This window comes from Pelagicoccus mobilis (assembly GCF_016595505.1).
Lineage (GTDB): Bacteria > Verrucomicrobiota > Verrucomicrobiia > Opitutales > Opitutaceae > Pelagicoccus > Pelagicoccus mobilis.
The window spans coordinates 47,954-66,934 of record NZ_JAENIL010000006.1 but is presented as its reverse complement, the minus strand read 5'-3'; the positions used below and the strand labels follow the sequence as shown (position 1 = coordinate 66,934).

The following is an 18,981-nucleotide window of genomic DNA, read 5'->3' as shown; positions in this document are numbered from 1 at the left end:
ACGAAACGGATGGATCGATTACTGCTACTTGTTTGCGTTCTGATGGGCTTTCCTTCGCTTTGGGCGGAAGCTCCTTACCTTGAAATTCCTCCTAAGCATTATGTGGTTCGTATTGCGGGAGAGGCACTTGCGATTGATGGCAAGGCGGATGAGACGGCGTGGGGGCATGCCCAGTGGACCACGGATTTCATGGATATCGAGGGAGCCGACAAGCAGAGACCACGCTTCCGAACGCGGGTGAAAATGTTATGGGATACGGAGTATCTCTATGTGTTCGCGGAAATGGAAGAACCGCATGTTTGGGGAGACATCGTCGAGCGCGATGCAGTGATCTTCTACAACAACGATTTTGAGGTTTTCATAAAACCGAAGCCGGAAGACAGTTTGTACTGCGAGTTCGAGGTGAACGCCTTGGGGACTCTTTGGGACCTGCTACTGCCTAGGCCGTATCGTAATGGCGGGCCAGCGGTGGATGCGTGGGATTTGAATGATACCAAGATCGGTATTCATATTGATGGGACGCTTAATGACTCTTCAGATGAAGATGAAGGTTGGTCGGTCGAGATGGCAATTCCTTTGAAGCCTTTGATGAAGTTGTCGGCAAAGCCTAAGAAGATAGATGAGGGCGATACATGGAGGATCAATTTCTCGCGCGTCGAGTGGGAACATCGGATGGTGGACGGTTTGTACGAGCGCAAGAAGGATTCTTCAACGGGCGAGTTTTTGCATGAGGATAATTGGGTCTGGACCCCGCAGTACGCGATTGCAATGCATCGCCCCGAACATTGGGGGTATTTGCAATTCACTTACAAGACTCCCGATGAAGAAGTAGAGTCTCTGCTGGATCCATGGTGGCAGGAGAAACAAGTACTGTTCTCCTTGCATCGCCGTTTGCTCGAGTACCGGAAGGAGCATGGGGCCTATCCAAATCGACTCAAGAAGCTGAGAGAGCTGAAACCGTTTGAGTCTTACTCCATCGAGTACGAGGCTTGCGAAACTGCGTATCGACTGAGTATCGATGATGAAGATACGGGGCGTTTGAGCCTCGGAGATGATGGGCGTATCTCGATTGACGAGCCAGTAGCGTTGAGGGGAAAACAATAGACCTTCTGGTTTGGTCTTTACCTCGCCCGAGAGAACGATTGTTAATCGCAAACGCGAACGTGGCCCGTCCTTGATTTGAATTCCTAATGGCAAATTCTGTTCCTTCACCTTCTGAGTCAGGCGAGCCTGAATCGGATTCTGCTTCTGATCCCCAAGGGACGGCGGGGGCTGTTTACCAACTGACTATAAAGCGGGGCTTTCTTGTTCTTTGCATAATGTTTGTTAGCCAGACGCTTGCTGGGATAGGCCTATCCTACGGGGCGAAGCTTATCTGGGGGCGAGACGGCGTCGACCTCCCGACGATTGGGGTGTTATCTGTTCTATTGGGGGGAACTATAGTATTGCTCTGGGCCTGGGCTGATATCCGCCGTTTTGGACCGAGCTTTCTGCCCCAGATTGGGTGGCGACAGGGCGTCCTCAAAACCAGCCAGGTCGTGGTGCTGGTCTTGCTGCTTCTTGGCGTTACGCATTTTCTCGCGTGGACGTATCGATCCGTCCTTCTCCCTCAATGGGGGCATGGCGGTGTCGTAGGGGGTGGCTCGCAGATGTTCGCCCACATTAAAGAGACCGGGTCCGCGCTTAAAATGACGGGCTTCTTGATTTTGGCCCTGCTGGTTGGGCCGGTGATGGAGGAGGTCGTTTTTAGAGGCTATCTTCAGTCTTCTCTTGCCCGTCGCTTACCTGTTTGGTCGGCCATTGTGATCACATCGGTTTTGTTTATGCTTGGGCACGGACCTGCCATCTTATGGCCGATGTATTTTTTGTATAGCCTCGCCTGGGGTTGGGTTTTCGTCTATACGCGGTCGATTAAAGCCTCAATTGCGATTCATATTCTTAGCAACCTGTTTTATACGGTCGTAGCTTTGATGGAGTGGGATATTCTTGCATGACCTAGGTCTCTAGGAATGGTATCGCTTCTCCCTCTACTCTTTGGAAATCCGGTACATGATACGCCTTAGAACCTTAATCTTAGCAGCGCTTTTAGCGGCACCATTTACGAGTTTGCTTTCCGAGGAAGTCGACGATCAGTGGTACAAAGGCAATACGCACACGCATACTCTTTGGTCGGATGGGAACGATTTTCCTGAATCTGCAGCGGCATGGTATAAGGATAATGGGTACGACTTTCTGGTGCTGTCGGACCACAATATCCTTTCTCGGGGAGTGAAGTGGAAGCGCATAGATAAACACATAAGAGAGCACGGTATCCTGGAGCGGCACGTGGAACGTTGGGGGAAAGGGCAGCTTGAGCTGAAAGAAGAGGATGGCGTCACGAAGGCTCGCTTGAAGACCCTGGATGAGGTGAGGGCTTTGGTGGAAGGTGATGGCGATTTTTTGATGATCGAGGGCTTGGAGATCACGAGCGTAGCGGGTGGGGCGACGCATCCACGGTTGGGGCTCCCGGTGCATAGCAATGCGATGAACGTCGATACGGTCTTGCTCCCTACGCGTCAGGCTACGGTGGAGCAGCAGTTCAAGAACCACGAGAAGCTCGTGACTGAGTATGCGCAAGGAGTTGAGCATCCAGTCTTTTGGCACATCAATCATCCAAATTTCAAATACTCGAATACAGCAGAACAAGTGGCAAAGGTTCTGCCTGCTCACGGGTTGGAGATTTTTAATGTCAGCGGTGGCTGCAACAACGACGGAGATGGAACGCGGCCAGGCGTGGAGCGAATCTGGGATATTGTTAATACGATTCGCATCAAGGAGTTAGGCGTAGGGCCGCTCTTTGGCTGTGCGACTGATGACACCCATAACTATCACACTCCAGAGGAGCATTATCATTCTCATGAAGTGTTACACGACGCTCCAGGACTGGCATGGGTGATGGTCAGGGCCGAAGAACTGAGTGCTGACGCGATTACGCGAGCGATGGTTGATGGCGATTTTTATTCCTCGACGGGGGTGAGCTTAGAAACGCTCGTTTTTGATGAAGAGGAGGGAACGCTCAGTGTCGGAGTGAAGCGTGAAGAGGGAGTCAATTATAGGATCCGGTTTATCGGGAGTCCCCGTGATGTTTCTTTGCGCTCAAAGAAGGTGAAGACGGTTGTTGATGAAAGGGGAATCAAACACCCGGTAACCCGGGAGTATCGGGACTCGCGGTTGGGAATGCTTTTTGAGGAAGTCATTGGAAGCGAGGCCGTCTACACGCTTTCAGGCGATGAGCTCTATGTTCGAGCGGTCGTGATTAGCGATGAGGAAAATGTGCACCGTACCTCGGAGGGGGCTATTGTGCGGAAAGCTTGGACACAGCCCTTTATTTGTTCTTCGAAACGCAATTGAGACTCGGTTTTTGTTCAAGTCGCTTACCTTGTTCCCTGTGTTAACGCTTAAATTTCAGGAGCTGGTTATAGGAGTTCGAATCGGGGATAGTTAAGGTCGCTACTCGTGCTGTCATCTTGGGAGGTGGTTTGTCTACCGTCCCCGGCGGCTCGAAAATTTAGACCCTACAAACAAAACTACCCATAGAACTATGAATCGATTTCGATCAATTTCTAGACAGGCCCTAATGAGGTTTTGTCTAGCCGGGCTTCCGCTCACTTTTGCCCCAGCTCTTGCCTTCGCTCAGGCGGACTCAGCTGAGGATGAGATATTCGAGCTGAGCCCCTTTACAGTGGATGGCTCTAAGGACGTTGGTTACGCGGCGCAGAACACGTTAGCCGGTACTCGTCTGAACTCTGAGCTCAAGGATTTGGCCTCTCCAATGGAGACCTTTACCAAGGAGTTCCTGGAGGACATCGGGGCGGATACGTTGGATGACGCCATGCTCTACGCGGTGAATGCTCAGGAAGAGTTGGGCGACGACACTTCGGGATTCTCGCAAGATTACAAGCAGCAGTCGCAAGTGCGTACTAAGTTTCGGATACGCGGTTTGCCACAGACTCGCGCTCGCGATTTCTTTGAATGGAATCTGCCGCAAGACCTGTATAGTGTCGAGCGCCTAGAGCAGTCTCGTGGACCTAACTCGATTCTGTTCGGTCTCGGTTCGGCTGGTGGTGTTGCGAACACAACAAGCAAGCAGGCGAACGTGAATCGCGATCGTACGAATATTAGATTCAAGGTTGGTAGCTGGAATCTTAAGCGCGCTCAGTTAGACCTAAACAAGGTTCTGGTGGATGAAAAACTTGCGGTGCGTTTCAATTTGATGACGCAAGATCAGGATCACTGGCAGCAGTTCCGTAGCCATGACAAAAAGGGGCTTCAAGCGGCCCTCACTTATAACGTGAGCAAGAACACGAAGCTGCGAAGTGACTTCGAGTTGGGCGAGATGAATGACCTGACCGGACGCAGCTTCGCTCCTCGTTCCAGTGGTTATTACTGGGATATCGCAGGGCGTCCGACTCTGGGAGTTGCTGACGTGATGAAGCCTGTTAATGGCGCTGGGCGTTACCAGGTGGACAATGGCAAGCGTAATGCGGCTTGGAACGATCCTGCGGTTGATTATAGGTCGGATGACTCAACCCATGACCGTACGGTCAATTTCCGAAATCCTAATAATCTGAATACTAATCGCTACACTTTCGTGGATGGCGACAGTACCTTCTATGATAATGTCAGCTCATGGACAACGCGTCCAATCGGCGGCGCTTACATGTTGGATGAATCGCAAGCTGATCCTTCGATATCGATCAACGGTCCAGGCGCATTCCGTGAACTCGACTACGAGTCGCTCAGTTTCTTCTTAGAGCACAGGTTCAATGATGACTTTTTCGTCGAGCTCGCGTATAACGAGCGTAGTCATGATTGGCTTTCTCACAACACGGGTGGCGGTCCATTGCTCGAAGGTGACCCGAATGCTGAAATTTTCACTAAGGGTACTATTCTGGAGAACCCGAATGCGGGTCGCTTCTATTACGAAGACCAATGGCAACGTGAACTGAGAGTGAACGATAACGAGTCGTTTCGTATTACTTCGTCTTACGAGTTGGATACGGAACGTTTCGGACAGCACCGTTTCGCGGCTATGTGGAGCACGGCGGACCGTTTTGCGCAGAAGACGATTTCTGATCAAGTTGTTCTCGCGGGTGGGGCGACTCCGGAAGCGGGCCGTTATCGCCTGTGGACCCGCCACTACTTCGATGACCTGAGCAACCCTGCGGAGGTGCATGTGCCAGATTGGCGTGATGTGCCATCTTCGGTAACGGACCCAGCCACCGGAGAAAGCTTTGATATCGGTTGGGCTCCACGTATCATGAATCCAAATACGGTCGCAATCGATTCGACCTTGTTCGCGATGCAGAACTTCTTCTTCAATCGGAAGCTCGTCACAACATACGGATATCGTAAGGATGATGAGGAGGTGATCGCGACCCGTGATTTCACTCGTGATCCTGTCACCAACTTCAAGGTGCTGGATTGGTCGGATCCCTGGGCACGTGAAGCAGATTCCTCTACTCACACTTTTGGAGCGGTTTATCACGTGAACGACTGGCTTTCTTTGACTTACAATCGTTCCAGTAACGGCGGGTTGTCTCAGGCCGGCTGGCAGGCTCCTAATCTCGACGAACCCCTAGATGTTACCGCAAATACGGGCTTCAATTTTGGCGCTCCTGAAGCGGGTACGGGGTCGAGCGAGGACTTTGGCGTCAAGATGAACTTGTTCGAGAACAAGGTGTACTTGACTGCTAACTACTTCAAGACGCAGGGGACTGGACGCTTGTTCTGGCAAAGCAACTACGCCGGAAATTTGAACTCTATCCTTAATACCTTAGGCAATCCTGCTGGAATCGATCTTGTCAATTTCGAGACTGGTGAAGAGATCGAGACGATCGACCCTCTTTTCGATCGTAGCACCATTTCGATGCTGAACTTCACAGCACGTACTGAGGACTATGAAGCGGAAGGGTATGAAGTTGGACTTACTGCCAATCCAACGACGAACTTGAAGCTACGTTTAGGGTACTCTTATGGAACGCGCACCACTTTTGACGCCTTTGCTCCTTATCGTGAATACAATCAGCGTTTTCGTGAGTGGGTGCATGGTTTTGTTCCAGCCGAGTTGATGGGGCAAATTCCTCTTGCTGAATGGAATTCCTTGAGTGGTAATTGGGCTGAGAACGAAGACCAGATTGTTCTCGGCGAAGATGGTATCTATCGTTTGTCGATCGACAATGTGCTTGATATCGGAGTGGACGAATGGATCGACACGCAGATTGAGAATCGTCAGCAAAAGTTCGGCCAGCGTCACCACAAGTTCAATGTGTTCGCTAAGTACGACTTCAGGGAAGGCTTTTTGAAGGGCTTCGGAGTGGGTGCAGGATTCCGTTGGCAAAGTGGAGCGGAAGCAGGCTGGTTGCGTCGCTTCGAGATCACGAACGAGGAGCTGGGAACTGGGGCGATGGTTATCGATCGCGATACGGTTCTTAAGACTGATGCGATTACGAGCAATGACTTGACGCTAAGTTACCAGCGCAAGGTTGATTTCATCAAGGACGGTACGCAGATGCGTCTTCAGCTCGTAGTGCGTAATGTCTTCGATGATACGGACTACAGTCGTGCCCGTTACAATGTGAACCACCTCGGTGAAGAAATTCCGCTACACTACTACCGCCCGACGCCGCGTCAGGTGACAGCGGAAGCGAGTTTTACCTTTTAGGTAAGTGGGTATAGTATAATCAATCTGTCTGATTGGAGCCCGGCGAGTGAGGTCTCGCCGGGCTTTTTGTTGGGTTCATCGCCACTTCGCGGGAAAAGGTGTTTGTGTCTTTTCGCTGTTTGGGGCTGGAGCTAGTCGCCATGCCGCGCTGTAGGAGATAAGATTAATACCGACGCGGCGTGTCGCAAGCGGCAGCCCTACAGCTGAGCTTCCCGCTGCACTTGGGGACGAACTTCTTTGAGTAGGTGCTTGGGCGAGGCGTCCGTAGAAGATGAGCAGCGGTTGTTGGACTTCGCTTTGTTGGCGTGTCTAGGAGGCGCTTAGGACTGCTGCGATGGGGCGTTTGATCATCGTGGGCACTTATGATGATTGATATGTCGGTTGAGGCGTGTGCCTTTCCGCGGAGGGGCCGGAGTTATTCGAACATATGCTCCTGGTGCACTGGACGATCGGGACACTGTTGCGGCAATGACGGAGCATTGCCCTCCGTAGAAAAGTATCCGAATTAGTATTACGCGCTAGCGCTTGTTAACTCTTCGTTGTGTCGCTCCGCTTGGTCGTGCTCGATGGGCATGAAGCTCGAGTGCTTTTGTGGCCATCGGGGACGATGGCCGCTACTTTTCAGACTTCGTTGCCTTACTCGTAATGGACGGAGCCCATACGGTGGTTTTCGAGCTGTACGCGGGCCCACTTGGGCCAGTCTTTTCCGTCGTACCAGCGTGGGGCGGAGAGACCGCTCTCCCAGGCCTCGAGTTTACGGCTTAAGTGGGCGACGATTTCTGGATACTGTTCGGCGAGGTTGGTTGTTTCGCTGGGATCCTTGTCTAAGTCGATGAGAATGGGCGGTGCCAGAAGGCGTCGGTCCTGTGTTAACGGATCGTCCATCAAGCGGATGAGTTTCCAGTGACCGTTGCGAATGGCCGCGGTACGCCAGAGACGCCAATAAAGATAGTGGTGGGGAGGGTCGGACTTTTCTCCATTTACGTGTGGGATTAGATCAACTCCGTCGAGAGGTTTACCAATCGCGGGTGCCTGTGCGGCTCCTAGAGCGGTGGGAAGCAGGTCCAAAGTGCTGACGGAATGGGAGTAGCGGGTTTGCGGTGGAATTTTCCCGGGCCAACGCATGACAAATGGGACTCGAATGCCGCCTTCCCAGTAGCTGCCTTTGTATCCACGTAGCGGATTGTTTTCGGAAGCGTTGCTTGTGGCTCCGCCGTTGTCGTTGGTGAAAACGACCAGGGTATTTTGAGTGAGTCCGTTTTTTGCGAGGAATTGGTCGAGACGGCCGATGTTGTCATCCATCGACTTCGTCATGGCTGCGTAAATGCGGCGGTCCTTTTGATCGAACTGGGCCTGCTGCTCGATGTCTTCCACTTTGGCGTGCATGGGAGTGTGCACGGCATTGTAGGAAAGGTATATGAAGAAGGGCTGCTTATGGTTTCGTTCGATGAAGTCGATGGCGGCGTCGGTGAGATCGTCGGTGAGGTAGGTGACTTCGCTTGCCTCGTCGAGTTGCTCGTGATTTCGGCGCATCGCGGTTTCGACGTTCGTTTTGTCGAGGCTCCAGAAGCTGCGTGAGCCGCCGAGGAATCCGTAGAATTCGTCAAATCCGCGCTTGAGGGGGTGGTGGTGGGCTTGGTGTCCGAGGTGCCACTTGCCGATCATCATGGTGCGGTAGCCGGCGTTTTGCATTTGGTCGCCTATGGTCTTTTCCTCGATGTCGAGGCCGAGGTGTTCCTTGCCGAAGCCGGGAGTGGGGACGGTGGGGACGTTGCACTCTGCCCCAAAGCGCTGCTGGTAGCGTCCGGTCATGAGCCCCATGCGCGACGGACAGCACACGGAAGCGCTGACATAGGCGTTTTCGAAGACGGCGCCTTGCTGGGCGATTCGATCTAAGTTGGGAGTGTTGATTTTATCCGCACCGTGGAAGCCGAAATCCGCGTATCCTGCGTCGTCCGAGATTATGAAGATGATATTCGGCTTTTCAGTGTCCTCCAGGTTCTTGGCATAGCTGGATAGGAAACATCCGAATAGGGTGATGATGAGAATGGGCAGTTTGGCCTGATGAGAGCACATGATAGAGAGTTTTCAGTGTTCCCATGCTTCTTTCCTCGTGAGATTTGAGCAAGGTAGAGCTTGCTAAAGGGTTAACCGCTCTGAGCGGAGTTTGCGGTGCGAAATCGTTGTTTTTCAGGCGTTTTCCCATCTGTGCAACATTTGGACACACTGTCTGACCAGATCCTACCGCCCATTTGCGGGGCAAGATTTGGTAAATTGAGCAGCGTCAGATACCCGAACTTGCCCGACCCATATTCCCATGGAAAAAACTACCCCGAATGCCCGTGTGACCCAACGAGATGTAGCCCGAAAAGCGGATGTGTCGATTGCCGCTGTTTCCCTTGCATTGAGAAATAGCGAGCGGATCTCGAAGCCTTTGAAGGAGAAAATTCTCCGCATCGCCGGTGAGATGGGCTACGTGCGGGACGGTCGTTTGGCTGAGCTAATGGCTCACTTGCGAAAGAGAACTGGACAGGAAGGGAATGGTGCGAATTTGGGAGTGTTGTTTCCGGCTTCGATTTCTCCCTATCCGGATCAGCAATCGGGAAGCGTTCGAGCCTTGTTTCAAAGCATAAAGGAGGAAGCGAAGCGGTCAGGTTATGTAGTGGACCCGATCTACTTGGCAAAGGACGCGTTTTCGGCCTCTCGTCTTAAGCAAATTTTGCTGGCCCGAGGAATCAGGGGAGTGGTCCTTATGCCGCCTTCTGGTGATGACGAAACGATTTTCGCTCTTGATTACGCTGATTTGTCAGCGGTTGCCTTGGGCTACGATTTGCGCGAGCTCGAAGTGAATCGCGTTTGTCCAGACTACCTCAAGATGTTGGATGAACTCGTTGAGGGACTGTTAGCGAAGGGGTATCGAAGGATTGGCGTTTGCTTAGGAGGGGAGGCTGACTCCGCTTCCAATCGTCGGTTGATGCATGCTTTGGACTTGGTGCTTCGAGGCTCTCCTGCTGTCGAGCTTGTACCTTTTCTTCCTGCAAGTTCGGACCGGGAGGAGGACCTGAAGAGTTGGATGAGCGCTTACGCACCTGAGGTAGTCGTTGGCGGTTGCGAGGCTTTTGCCAGGTACGAGGCGATGCCTTCAGAAATCCTAGGGGACAGTATCTTTGTTTCAATGGATTCGTCTGAGGCTTCCGATTCTGTCGATCTCGGATTGAACCATCGCCACGATCTTGCGGGTGTTTATGCAGTCAAGGCGGTCGTTGCGGGAATCAATCAGCGTGAGTGTGGACTGCCGCAGCATCCCTTCATAACGATGGTTGATAGCTGCGTCGATGGTATCGACGAATTGGAGACTCTGTCGCGAGAAGGGGAAGCCTTAGCGGTAAATGTCTAGTTGCATTAAGGCGTCGATTTCAATGCTAATGCGGGTTGCTGTTTGGTGATGGATTGGCTTTAGTGATGCTGCGTGCGTGATTGTATACGAATAGAAAAGAGGTGGAGCATTGTTCCGCCGCGACTTTGCTTCTACTTGGTATTGTTTTCGTGGCTTTGCTGGGGGCCACGTGTAAGTGCGGTCGATTATTATGAGCCTAGTTTCGCGAATCCGGTGAGCGAATCGTGGGCTTGGGAATCAATCGAGGGCGCTGATGGGGCTCAGATGCAGTGTTTAGATATCGCAGCGGACGGCACGCTGTGGATTGGCTTGAGAGATGGAGTGGCTCGCTATGACGGGACACGCCTCGAGAAGATGTCTATTCCGGGTACAGCTGGAGACTCCGCGATCGTAATTTCGATCGTAGCTATCGATGAAAATCATGCCTATTCGATCCATCGAAGGGCGGTGTATTGGTTTGATGGGGAGAGGTGGTTAGAAGTTTACCAAGGGCTTGTTAACTCGGAAGTAATGAACGTCCATGCCAAGGGAGATGAGGGGGCTGTTTGGGTCTCAACCGCGGAGGGTGTACTTCATCTAAAAGATGGCCAAAGTTTCTTTCGGCCATTGCCGGAAGAGGGTTCTGCATTGTCTACCTTGTGTTTGGATCACATGGGGAATGTTTGGACTGTGGAAATGAATGGCGGGCGGGTATATCGCTGTCCGGTACGTGATGGCTTGCTTGCCCCGTCTGACGAGTGGGAGGTCATGCGACCAGCGTACTCGAAAGAAAGGACTCCACGCTATTCGATGCTCCAGACTCGCGATGGGCGTATCTGGGTTGCTAATACGGCGATCAATGATCTCACGCAATTCTATGACTATAGTAGTGGCGAGTGGGAGAGCGTAGATTTCGACGTGTTTGGTGGATACAATATGGTTCAGATGCTTGCTAAAACCCGGGATGGAATGCTGTGGGTGTGCGCGAATGGATATCTTCACGGATTAATGGATGGCGAGTGGCAGCTGACGGAACGCCTTTCTCGCAGACAATTGCGTTCAAGCCTACTGGAAGCTCATGATGGCTATCTTTGGCTGTTGCAGAATGGAATCAGTCTCTCTCGCATAGACTATCAGCAAAAGCGGTGGAGCACTTTAAACGATTTGCTCTTTCAGTGTGAAACGGAGGTAGGGGATCAATGGTTTCTTGACGAAGAAGGGAGTGTCATCCGACACCGAAAACGAGAGGGGGGAGTGTGGTGGATCTTTGATGTGGACGATGGAGTAATCGACACGCCTTACGTCATAAAGTGTGCCCGCGACGGAAAGATTTGGGTGGCGGGAGCGCATGAAGGTGTGGCGGCTGTTTCGGTGTTTGATGCGACTGGGTGGAGGCGAGTAGAGTATCCACAGTTTGGGGACGCTTTGCGGCATGAATCTCTGCTCGAGCTAGAGGATGGAAGGATCGTTGTCTTGAGGATGAACTATCAGGACTGGTTGTACCGAGGAACAGCCGGACTGGCCCTGTTGAGCAAGAACGGTGACTTGATTGAAGACTCTTTAAAGCCTTCGAGTGAAGTGAGCTTCGTGGTTCGAAATGCAGGGCTAAAGTCAGACGGCTCTATGTATTTGGCTCGTACCTTCAGGATGACGGAACTGCGTGATGGAATCGAATACGCGGTTGCTTATGATGATGGGATTGGCGGGTTCGAGATTGAGGACCTTGCGGTCGATAGTTCGGATGCGGCATGGCTTGCCAATTGGGGACAGGGGGTCTATCGACGTACGTTTGATGGCGCGTGGAGTCGGTTCGGATTGGAGGATGGCCTACCGAGCCTCTTGGTTAGCGATATTAAGATCTTGGAGGACGACTCGATATTTGCGGTGACGAGTGAAGGTGTAGCTCGGTTTGATGGAGATCGTTGGTTCCCGGTATTGAAGGAATACGCGAGCTCCAGCTTTAAGAGTCGATTGGGAGCGAGTCTTGTGAATGGGAAGCAGGGGGCTCTTTGGATCAATGAGCACAACGAGTTTTGGTTGATGCGAGGTACGTTAGAGAACGCTTACCGACAAGGAGAAGGTGGGCTCTTTAGGACGACACGTTATCTGCCTGAGCGGATCGCTCCTGATACGCAACTGTCGGTGATCCATGAACCGAATACGCGTGACCGCAGTTTGTATGTGAAACTACACGGAACTGAATCGGGAGGGGGAACCCAATCTTCCCGGCTATATTTTTCCTATCGTTTGGATGGAGGAGAGTGGTCGGAGTATTCTCAAGAGCGTAGCCGGATATTTCAGCAGCTTGACGATGGTGAACACATGCTCGAGGTTCGGGCTCGGGATTTGGACTTCAACGTCGATCCGAGTCCGGCAACCTATCGCTTTACTATCCCGCCACCGTTTTGGAAAACCGGATGGTTCTTTGCGTTGAATACGGTCGTGATTTGTACGATAGCTGGCTTGGTTTTTGCGATATTTCGTCAGCGTTATTTGCATCTGATCGAGTACGATGAGCAGCGTATCCATTTCTTCACTAACATTTCCCACGAGTTGCGGACGCCTTTGGCCTTGATCTTAACGCCCCTCGAAAAGTTCACTCGACTTAGAAAGGATGTGGGTGAAGAGGGAGATAAGGATGTCAATATGGCCCTCAAGAGCGCTCGTCGCTTGCATCAGCTGGTTGACGAACTTCTGGACTTTAGGCGTATCGAAGAGGGACGGGCGCAGTGGAGGAAGGTATCAGGGGATCTGGTTGCGGAGATGCGTGAACTTGTGAACAGTTTCAAGCCGTTAGCGGAGATGAAGAGTCAGCTCTTGGAGTTTCGTTGCCACGAGTCCCGATTGGTTTGCGAATTTGATTCGGATAAGTTGCAGAAAATATTGGGGAATCTCCTTTCAAACGCGATTAAGTACACTCCTAAGGGAGGCGGTATTCGCATGACGCTCGAAATTGAGAGGTGGGATCGTTCCAACAATGCGGTTCTTCGGGTTGAAGATAGTGGTCGAGGGATATCTAAAGAACGCCAGAAATATATCTTCGAGCCATTTTACCGTGGAAACTCGAAGGCAGCTCGTGAAGCGACGGGTACGGGACTCGGATTGAGCCTTGTGAAGCAACTCGTGGGCTTGGCTGAAGGTGAGATCTCTGTCAGCAGCCCGATACTGTCCAATAACGATGAATACGGTGGGACGGAGTTCAAAGTATCGATTCCCGTTGGAGAAGTAAGAGAGGATAGGGAGCTGCCAGGAGGAGAGCCACATTCAGAGTCTGACCTTCTCAAAGGGAAGGAGCTTAGTATCCTGCTAGTCGAGGATAGTGATGATTTGAGGCGATACCTTGCGGAGGATTTGTCGCAGGAGTTCGATGTGCTCTTGGCGCGTGATGGCGAGGAAGGCCTAAGAAAGGCGGGCGAGCAGATCCCCGACCTGATCATAACCGATGTTATGATGCCGAAGATGGATGGGATTGAGTTGTGCCGCGAACTGAAGTCCCGTCGTGATACAAATCACATTCCTGTCATTATGTTGACAGCACGTTCTTCGAGCGAGTTCGAGGAGCTGGGCTTGGAATCAGGGGCGGAGGAGTATTTGCCTAAACCGGTTTCTATGTTGAAACTCCAGTTGAGGATTCGGAACCTGCTTGAATCGAGAAGCAGGCTGCAAAGCCGTTTGAAGCATGAGTTTTTGATGCAACCTAACCTTCCGGAGCCTGAGAACAAGGAGGAGAGTTTTTTGAAATCGGTGGTGGATTATTTGGATGAGAATCTAACAAATTCAACATTTGGTGTCGACGAGCTCGCCGAGCGATTGGAGCTGAGCCGGAGTTCTTTCTACCGAAAGCTCAAGGCAGTTGCGAACATGACGCCGCAGGAATTTATCAAAAACTACAAGATGAAGCGAGCAGGTCAGCTTTTACTGGATACAGATTTGAGCGTGATCGAAATTGTGAATGAAGTAGGGTATTCGGAAACGAGATACTTTGGGAAACTCTTTAAAGGGCACTTTGGATGTTCGCCTTCAGAGTATCGTACACGAAATGCATCTGGTATGGAGAACTAGGCAGGCTTTTCTGGGTTCATCGGCAAACGCGGTGGAAGAGAGCCCAACCGTTGGAGTCCGGGCTTTAGGCGGCAACCGCTAAGCAGCGGAAACACCAACAGTTCGCCTAAATCAGAAATCCACTGAAATTGGTGATGAACCTTTAATCGAGAGGTGCGGTGAGTTCGACGACAATTGGGTAGTGATCAGATATTTCGCCTAGTTCATCTGAGGTCAGGATTGTTCCTGATCTCGAGAAATTGGCTAGGGAGTTGTCGGCGAAAACAAAGTCGATTCGTTGTCGTTTGGATTCGACCTCGGACATCGTTTTTGCCCACCGGGGCATGATTTTGGGCGAAGGGTGGGAGTACTTTGCATGTTTGTCATGTTTATGGACAAGATCGACAAAGCCTTTGGATTCGAAGGCCTTGACCACTTCATATATGGGTTCGACGCTATCCCTTCCTGCAAGGTATTCTGCATCTTTCTCCGAGTTCGTATTGAAATCACCCATCACGACTACGCTTTCTCCTTGGTTTAGGAGGGAACGAGCTTTTTTTAGGATGATGTCTGCTTCGTGATCTTTATGCGGCCAGAAGTGTACGACGAAGAAGTGGATACCGTTTGATTTGCAATGCAAGTAGCCATGGTGAAATCCTTCGACCCGTCGCTCGATCACTTCGATAGGCTTTTTTGAGGTGAGTCCGACAGGGAATCCCTTTTGCTTTAGAATCGCTGAGTAGTTGTGACCCCATTTCTTGGATATGCTTCGTAATGATTCTGAAGTGAGTCCGTTGAGTTCCTGAAGGCCAACGATGTCAGGTTCTTGAGTTGTCAGCCAATGTGCCCCTTGCTCGATCGATTCTCTGTGGTTGAAGCCATATTGGACATTCCAATTAACGACTTTCAGGCTTTTGTGGTCCTTTGCTTCGCTCAACGCTAGGTTCGCAAAAAGTGAGACTAGTAATGTAGATACCAAGATCGGAAAATGAGTGGTGGGGAGTTTCATATCTTTGGTGCTGGTTTCAAACAGACGTTGTGCCTGATTGTGGTGTTCATAGGCCTTTTGCTTTTTTGAGCCAATGAGATTTTGGATACGTTAAAGGGCAGCGGTTCCCCGCTGCCCTTGTTGCCTTTTTGCTACAACTTAGTTCTAGGTCTCAATTTTCTAGAACTTGAAAGAATTGGAGAGGAATACCTGGAACGGTGGATCGAAGCGAACACGTGCTGCGGAGCCGTCTGGCTGTACGCTAACTGTGGTTACTTCGTCGCTATCAAGATTTGTCAAGTTCTTGAAGTTAAGGGTCATGCTCCAATTAACCTTATCGTTGAAGAGCTTGCGCTTGTAACCCATATGAGCATCGAGCGAGAAGATCGCATCGCTGTAGTAGGGGTTGTCGATATCAAGCAAGACCGCTGGTGTGAGGCCCTCTCCCGTGTCGACTGGCGTTTCGATCAAGGGATACCCCAAGGCCGCTTCGTCTTGCCAGCGTGTCGCGGCCCCGATGGAGAATCCTTTTAGCTTACCATCGGTGAAGCTATAGTTGGTGACGAAGTTGAAACGCCATTCTCTGACTTCGTTGCGGGGTAGCCCTTCTTGTCCCTTCGTCGCGTAGTAATCCACCAGACGGTTGGTGACTCTGCCTTCTATTGAGTTGCCGGAAACTGTTTGGCCTTCTGAAGGAACAGGAGTAGGTCCTGCTGGGCCGACTAGGCTGAGAGAGCCGTGGTCCTCGAGAAACGGTAACCATTCTTCTTCTAGCATGGCGGTTAGGTTTGGCGCAATGTTGTCGAGGCGAGTCTCTTGTCTCGCGGCGCTGAAGATCATGCGCCAGTTTTTGGTGGGGTTGTAGGTGATCTTCGCTTCAAAGCCCTTTGCTCGGATATCTTGTGTATCGGTGATCCCTTGTAGCCAAAGATTGCTGACGGAACCATCAGGATTGACGGTCAAACGACCGGCTTCCTCTTTCGCTTGCCAGTACCCTGTTTGCAGTAGGTCGTACATGTCATCTCGGGCGTCTCCAGCGGCAGCGAAATTTGGATACAAGCGCTCGATCGCTTGTTCAATTGTTTCGTCTTCGCCGAGTTCGATCTCGTCGAGTATTGTCTGGTCGATCGCTCCATCCGAATCCGCGTCGAGGAAGAAAAGCTGCTCATTCGCCTCTGAATACACCTTGAACATGTTGGTGATGTTCTGATTGAACAGTGCGTTCAAACTGCTCGTTTCGCCAATCATAGCGGACTCGTACCAGTTAAAACGGGCATTGAGTTTACGATCGAAGAGGGAGAGCCTTACGCCGTAGTCTTTGCTGTACCCTTCGGGGGGTGCAATGGACGTGCCGTATTGGTCGGAGCGGCTGGTGTCTGGAACGAAATTATCCGACTGGTTGTAGTGGAAACTTACGTCAGAGTTTTCACCGAACGGGTTGAACCTGCTAGGAAGGTGTAGGACGACTCCGCCGCCAAATACTCCGTCATTTGAAGGGCTCTTCTCGATTTCAGTGAACATGCCGTTTTCAGGAATGAATGCTTCTGGTGATACATCCGGCAGTTCGTCAGGCCCAGACTTTGGTGGTGATGTGTTCAGCCAATTGTCGATGTAGTCTTCACGATAACCGAGGTTAAGAACGAGATGTTTGTCGAAAAAGAAAGACTGACTGTTTAGTGCGTATGAGCGTGCTTCGGTGCGTCGTACGAGTGAGCCGCCTCGCGGAGAGCCGGAGATGTATTTTGAAACGAGTGTCGCTTCCTGCCACGATTCGTCGCCTTCGGCCTTCGTTTTTGCTCCAACGTTCCAGTAGTTGATTGGCATGGAGAATCCGTCGGGAAGGTTTATCAGGGCGTTTGCTTGTTGAAACTCGAAGTCTCCGATCGAGAAGTCTGAGTTCGTATCCCAAGCTGCGGCAGGGATTGGATCGCCGAGGTAGATGATGCTAGGCAACATACGCTTGTTCGATCCAAGCGTTGGGGCTCCAAGGTGAAGTCCGGGATCGAAACCTTCGCCGAAACTGTTTCGGCTGAGCAAAAACTTGCTGGCTTCTTCCTGATAGTCGTCGACGAGGAAACTGACCGTGTGATTTCCGAGCCATTTGGTCCAGTTGTCGTTCTGTTCCAGGTCGATCTTTACGAAACTGGTGAGACGGATGGTATCCTTCTCGTTGTGTTCCGGCTTGCGACCTGTCTCGCCCTTAGAGACGAACATTGGACGCCCGAAATTTGGGTTAGGAGTCAATTGTGGGTTCCCGTCGTCGTTAAGTATGTATTCACCATTTGAATCCAGGTAGGGAATGTTGAGGGTCTCATTGATGTCGATGGTGACGAGACCGCTGTTTTCATTCATACCAGCGATATTGTCCTTGTCCATTGTCTGCTTGTCGTAAGCGAGTTCGAAACCGGCTCTCCCATCCCAGAGCAGTTTTTCGAAGGCGAAATTGTAGGCATCGAAGTCCCGGGTGTAGAAGTCACCTTCGCCGCCTAGGAGGTATTTGCTAAAGTCGAATGTATCCAGATTTGTGAAACCTTGATTCCTCCAGCCTTTGCGACCAAGCCGGGCGTTTTGATAGGTGAGCATAACGGGCGCGCCGTTGGTGGTGCCATCGGGATCCCAGAATGGATCTCCGGGTGTTTTGATCTGCCCGTTCTTTTTCTTTTTTGCCCGAAGGTAATAGCTCTTAACGATGTTTGGCTGATAGGCGAAGCTCGGCATGTTGCCGTTGACGCCGTCGTAGACAAAGGCGTAGCCATTGGCCGTGCCGGTCATGCCTATCTGATCGGAACCTGCGAGCACTCCTTTCTCGTTGCCGTACTCCTGCATGTTTTCGAGAACATTCATGGAGAGGCGGTTGTTAAGGAAAGTGTCGAGCGAGTGCTGCGGTAGGACGGTGTCAGGGGCGTTGCCTATTATTTCACCTGTTTCGAAGTTTGCTCTCAGAACCGTTTTGCTGTCTCCAAAAGGTTGGTACGTTATGGCCGCAAATAAACGATCATCGTCCTTGAAGGTTGGGCGTTGACGGTATTCGGTACGGTTGACAAGGCTGGCCACGCGGACTGCGAGCTTGTTTTCAAGGACGACTCGGTTGAAGTTTACGCTGGCGCGCCACGAAGGATTTTCGCCACCCGAACCTATGCGGAACTTGACTTCGTTGTCGTTGTTGAAGGTCGCACGTTTTGTAGTGCTATTTACAAGACCGGCTGGCGATCCTAGGCCAAAGAGGAAGGAGTTCGATCCACGATTAATATCGATACGACCCGTGATATAGGAATCGAAGGGAATATCTGTCTTGAAGTAATCCCGAGTACGATCTGCAGATCCGATACCGCGAATACGGCTGGTAGCGTCAGGGTTCCTACGAGCGGAGTCGGTGTTGAAACCGCCTTCGATATCTGACTCGGCACCTGTGAAATTTCCCAGAATACCACCCACTTCGGTGTTGGTCGTGTATTGGAGAAGTTCCTCGATGTCAGTGATTCCCAAGTCGTCCATGAACTCTTGGGTAACTGCTTCAACAGAGGAGCCTGTGTTCTTGAGTTCTTGGGATAAGCGTCCTCCTGCGAGTGAACTAGAGGAGTAGTATCCTTGGTCTTCGGAGCCATCTACCGTAAACGGAGAGAGCTCGAAAATTTCGTCTTCCTCGTCGCTTTGCGCTTGGGCAAGCGCAAAGGGTGAGGCCGAGAGGAAAGCGCAAAGCAGATGAGATGCCTTTCGGTCGATTCGTCGATGAATGTACATAGTCGGTATTTTTTGACCTGGGTTGTAGTCGTTCAGCTTTGACCGGTTAGCAGGAGTCCAAGCGAGTCCGACGGGACGGGGAATTGGGGGCTAGTTGCTTGTCTGGTCGAAGCGGGGTATTTGTAGGTGCTT

At 51.4% G+C, this 18,981-nt stretch carries 9 protein-coding genes; 6 read left to right on the top strand and 3 right to left on the bottom strand.

Annotation, left to right across the window (positions count from 1 at the left end; all coding sequences use genetic code 11):
• Positions 1-9: 9 nt before the first annotated feature.
• The 4 genes from JIN87_RS04255 to JIN87_RS04240 all read left to right on the top strand — a co-directional run bounded on the left by JIN87_RS04255 (position 10) and on the right by JIN87_RS04240 (position 6,703).
• Positions 10-1,104: a carbohydrate-binding family 9-like protein gene (locus JIN87_RS04255; RefSeq protein WP_200354285.1), complete on the top strand. Its 1,095-nt coding sequence runs from the start codon at positions 10-12 to the stop codon at positions 1,102-1,104.
• An 86-nt stretch (positions 1,105-1,190) separates the two neighbouring features.
• Complete coding sequence (locus JIN87_RS04250; RefSeq protein WP_200354284.1) at positions 1,191-1,994, top strand: CPBP family intramembrane glutamic endopeptidase; 804 nt, start codon at positions 1,191-1,193, stop codon at positions 1,992-1,994.
• A 55-nt stretch (positions 1,995-2,049) separates the two neighbouring features.
• Positions 2,050-3,390: a CehA/McbA family metallohydrolase domain-containing protein gene (locus JIN87_RS04245; protein ID WP_200354283.1), complete on the top strand. Its 1,341-nt coding sequence runs from the start codon at positions 2,050-2,052 to the stop codon at positions 3,388-3,390.
• A 226-nt stretch (positions 3,391-3,616) separates the two neighbouring features.
• Positions 3,617-6,703, top strand: coding sequence for a TonB-dependent siderophore receptor (locus JIN87_RS04240; protein WP_200354282.1), 3,087 nt, complete (start codon positions 3,617-3,619; stop codon positions 6,701-6,703).
• Between the two features lie 636 nt (positions 6,704-7,339).
• On the opposite strand, the gene JIN87_RS04235 is transcribed toward JIN87_RS04240, so the two are convergent.
• Positions 7,340-8,779, bottom strand: coding sequence for a sulfatase (locus JIN87_RS04235; protein WP_200354281.1), 1,440 nt, complete (start codon positions 8,777-8,779; stop codon positions 7,340-7,342).
• A gap of 241 nt (positions 8,780-9,020) precedes the next feature.
• On the opposite strand from JIN87_RS04235, the gene JIN87_RS04230 reads away from it, so the two are divergent.
• A complete protein-coding gene (locus JIN87_RS04230) occupies positions 9,021-10,100 on the top strand; it encodes a LacI family DNA-binding transcriptional regulator (RefSeq protein ID WP_200354280.1) in 1,080 nt (359 codons plus the stop codon).
• Between the two features lie 213 nt (positions 10,101-10,313).
• The gene (locus JIN87_RS28720) at positions 10,314-14,141 is read left to right on the top strand and encodes an ATP-binding protein (RefSeq protein WP_200354279.1); all 3,828 of its coding nucleotides are present in this window, start codon (positions 10,314-10,316) and stop codon (positions 14,139-14,141) included.
• 142 nt (positions 14,142-14,283) lie between these two features.
• On the opposite strand, the gene JIN87_RS04220 is transcribed toward JIN87_RS28720, so the two are convergent.
• Together JIN87_RS04220 and JIN87_RS04215 are read right to left on the bottom strand one after the other, a co-directional pair.
• The gene (locus tag JIN87_RS04220) at positions 14,284-15,129 is read right to left on the bottom strand and encodes an endonuclease/exonuclease/phosphatase family protein (protein ID WP_200354278.1); all 846 of its coding nucleotides are present in this window, start codon (positions 15,127-15,129) and stop codon (positions 14,284-14,286) included.
• A gap of 159 nt (positions 15,130-15,288) precedes the next feature.
• On the bottom strand, positions 15,289-18,849 hold the full coding sequence (locus tag JIN87_RS04215) for a TonB-dependent receptor plug domain-containing protein (RefSeq protein WP_200354277.1): 3,561 nt from the start codon (positions 18,847-18,849) through the stop codon (positions 15,289-15,291).
• Positions 18,850-18,981: the final 132 nt, after the last annotated feature.

Coding starts and splice junctions, on each gene's coding strand:
- JIN87_RS04255 (WP_200354285.1), top strand. CDS start 10: ATGGATCGATTACTGCTACTTGTTTGCGTTCTGATGGGCTTTCCTTCG.
- JIN87_RS04250 (WP_200354284.1), top strand. CDS start 1,191: ATGGCAAATTCTGTTCCTTCACCTTCTGAGTCAGGCGAGCCTGAATCG.
- JIN87_RS04245 (WP_200354283.1), top strand. CDS start 2,050: ATGATACGCCTTAGAACCTTAATCTTAGCAGCGCTTTTAGCGGCACCA.
- JIN87_RS04240 (WP_200354282.1), top strand. CDS start 3,617: ATGAGGTTTTGTCTAGCCGGGCTTCCGCTCACTTTTGCCCCAGCTCTT.
- JIN87_RS04235 (WP_200354281.1), bottom strand. CDS start 8,779: ATGTGCTCTCATCAGGCCAAACTGCCCATTCTCATCATCACCCTATTC.
- JIN87_RS04230 (WP_200354280.1), top strand. CDS start 9,021: ATGGAAAAAACTACCCCGAATGCCCGTGTGACCCAACGAGATGTAGCC.
- JIN87_RS04220 (WP_200354278.1), bottom strand. CDS start 15,129: ATGAAACTCCCCACCACTCATTTTCCGATCTTGGTATCTACATTACTA.
- JIN87_RS04215 (WP_200354277.1), bottom strand. CDS start 18,849: ATGTACATTCATCGACGAATCGACCGAAAGGCATCTCATCTGCTTTGC.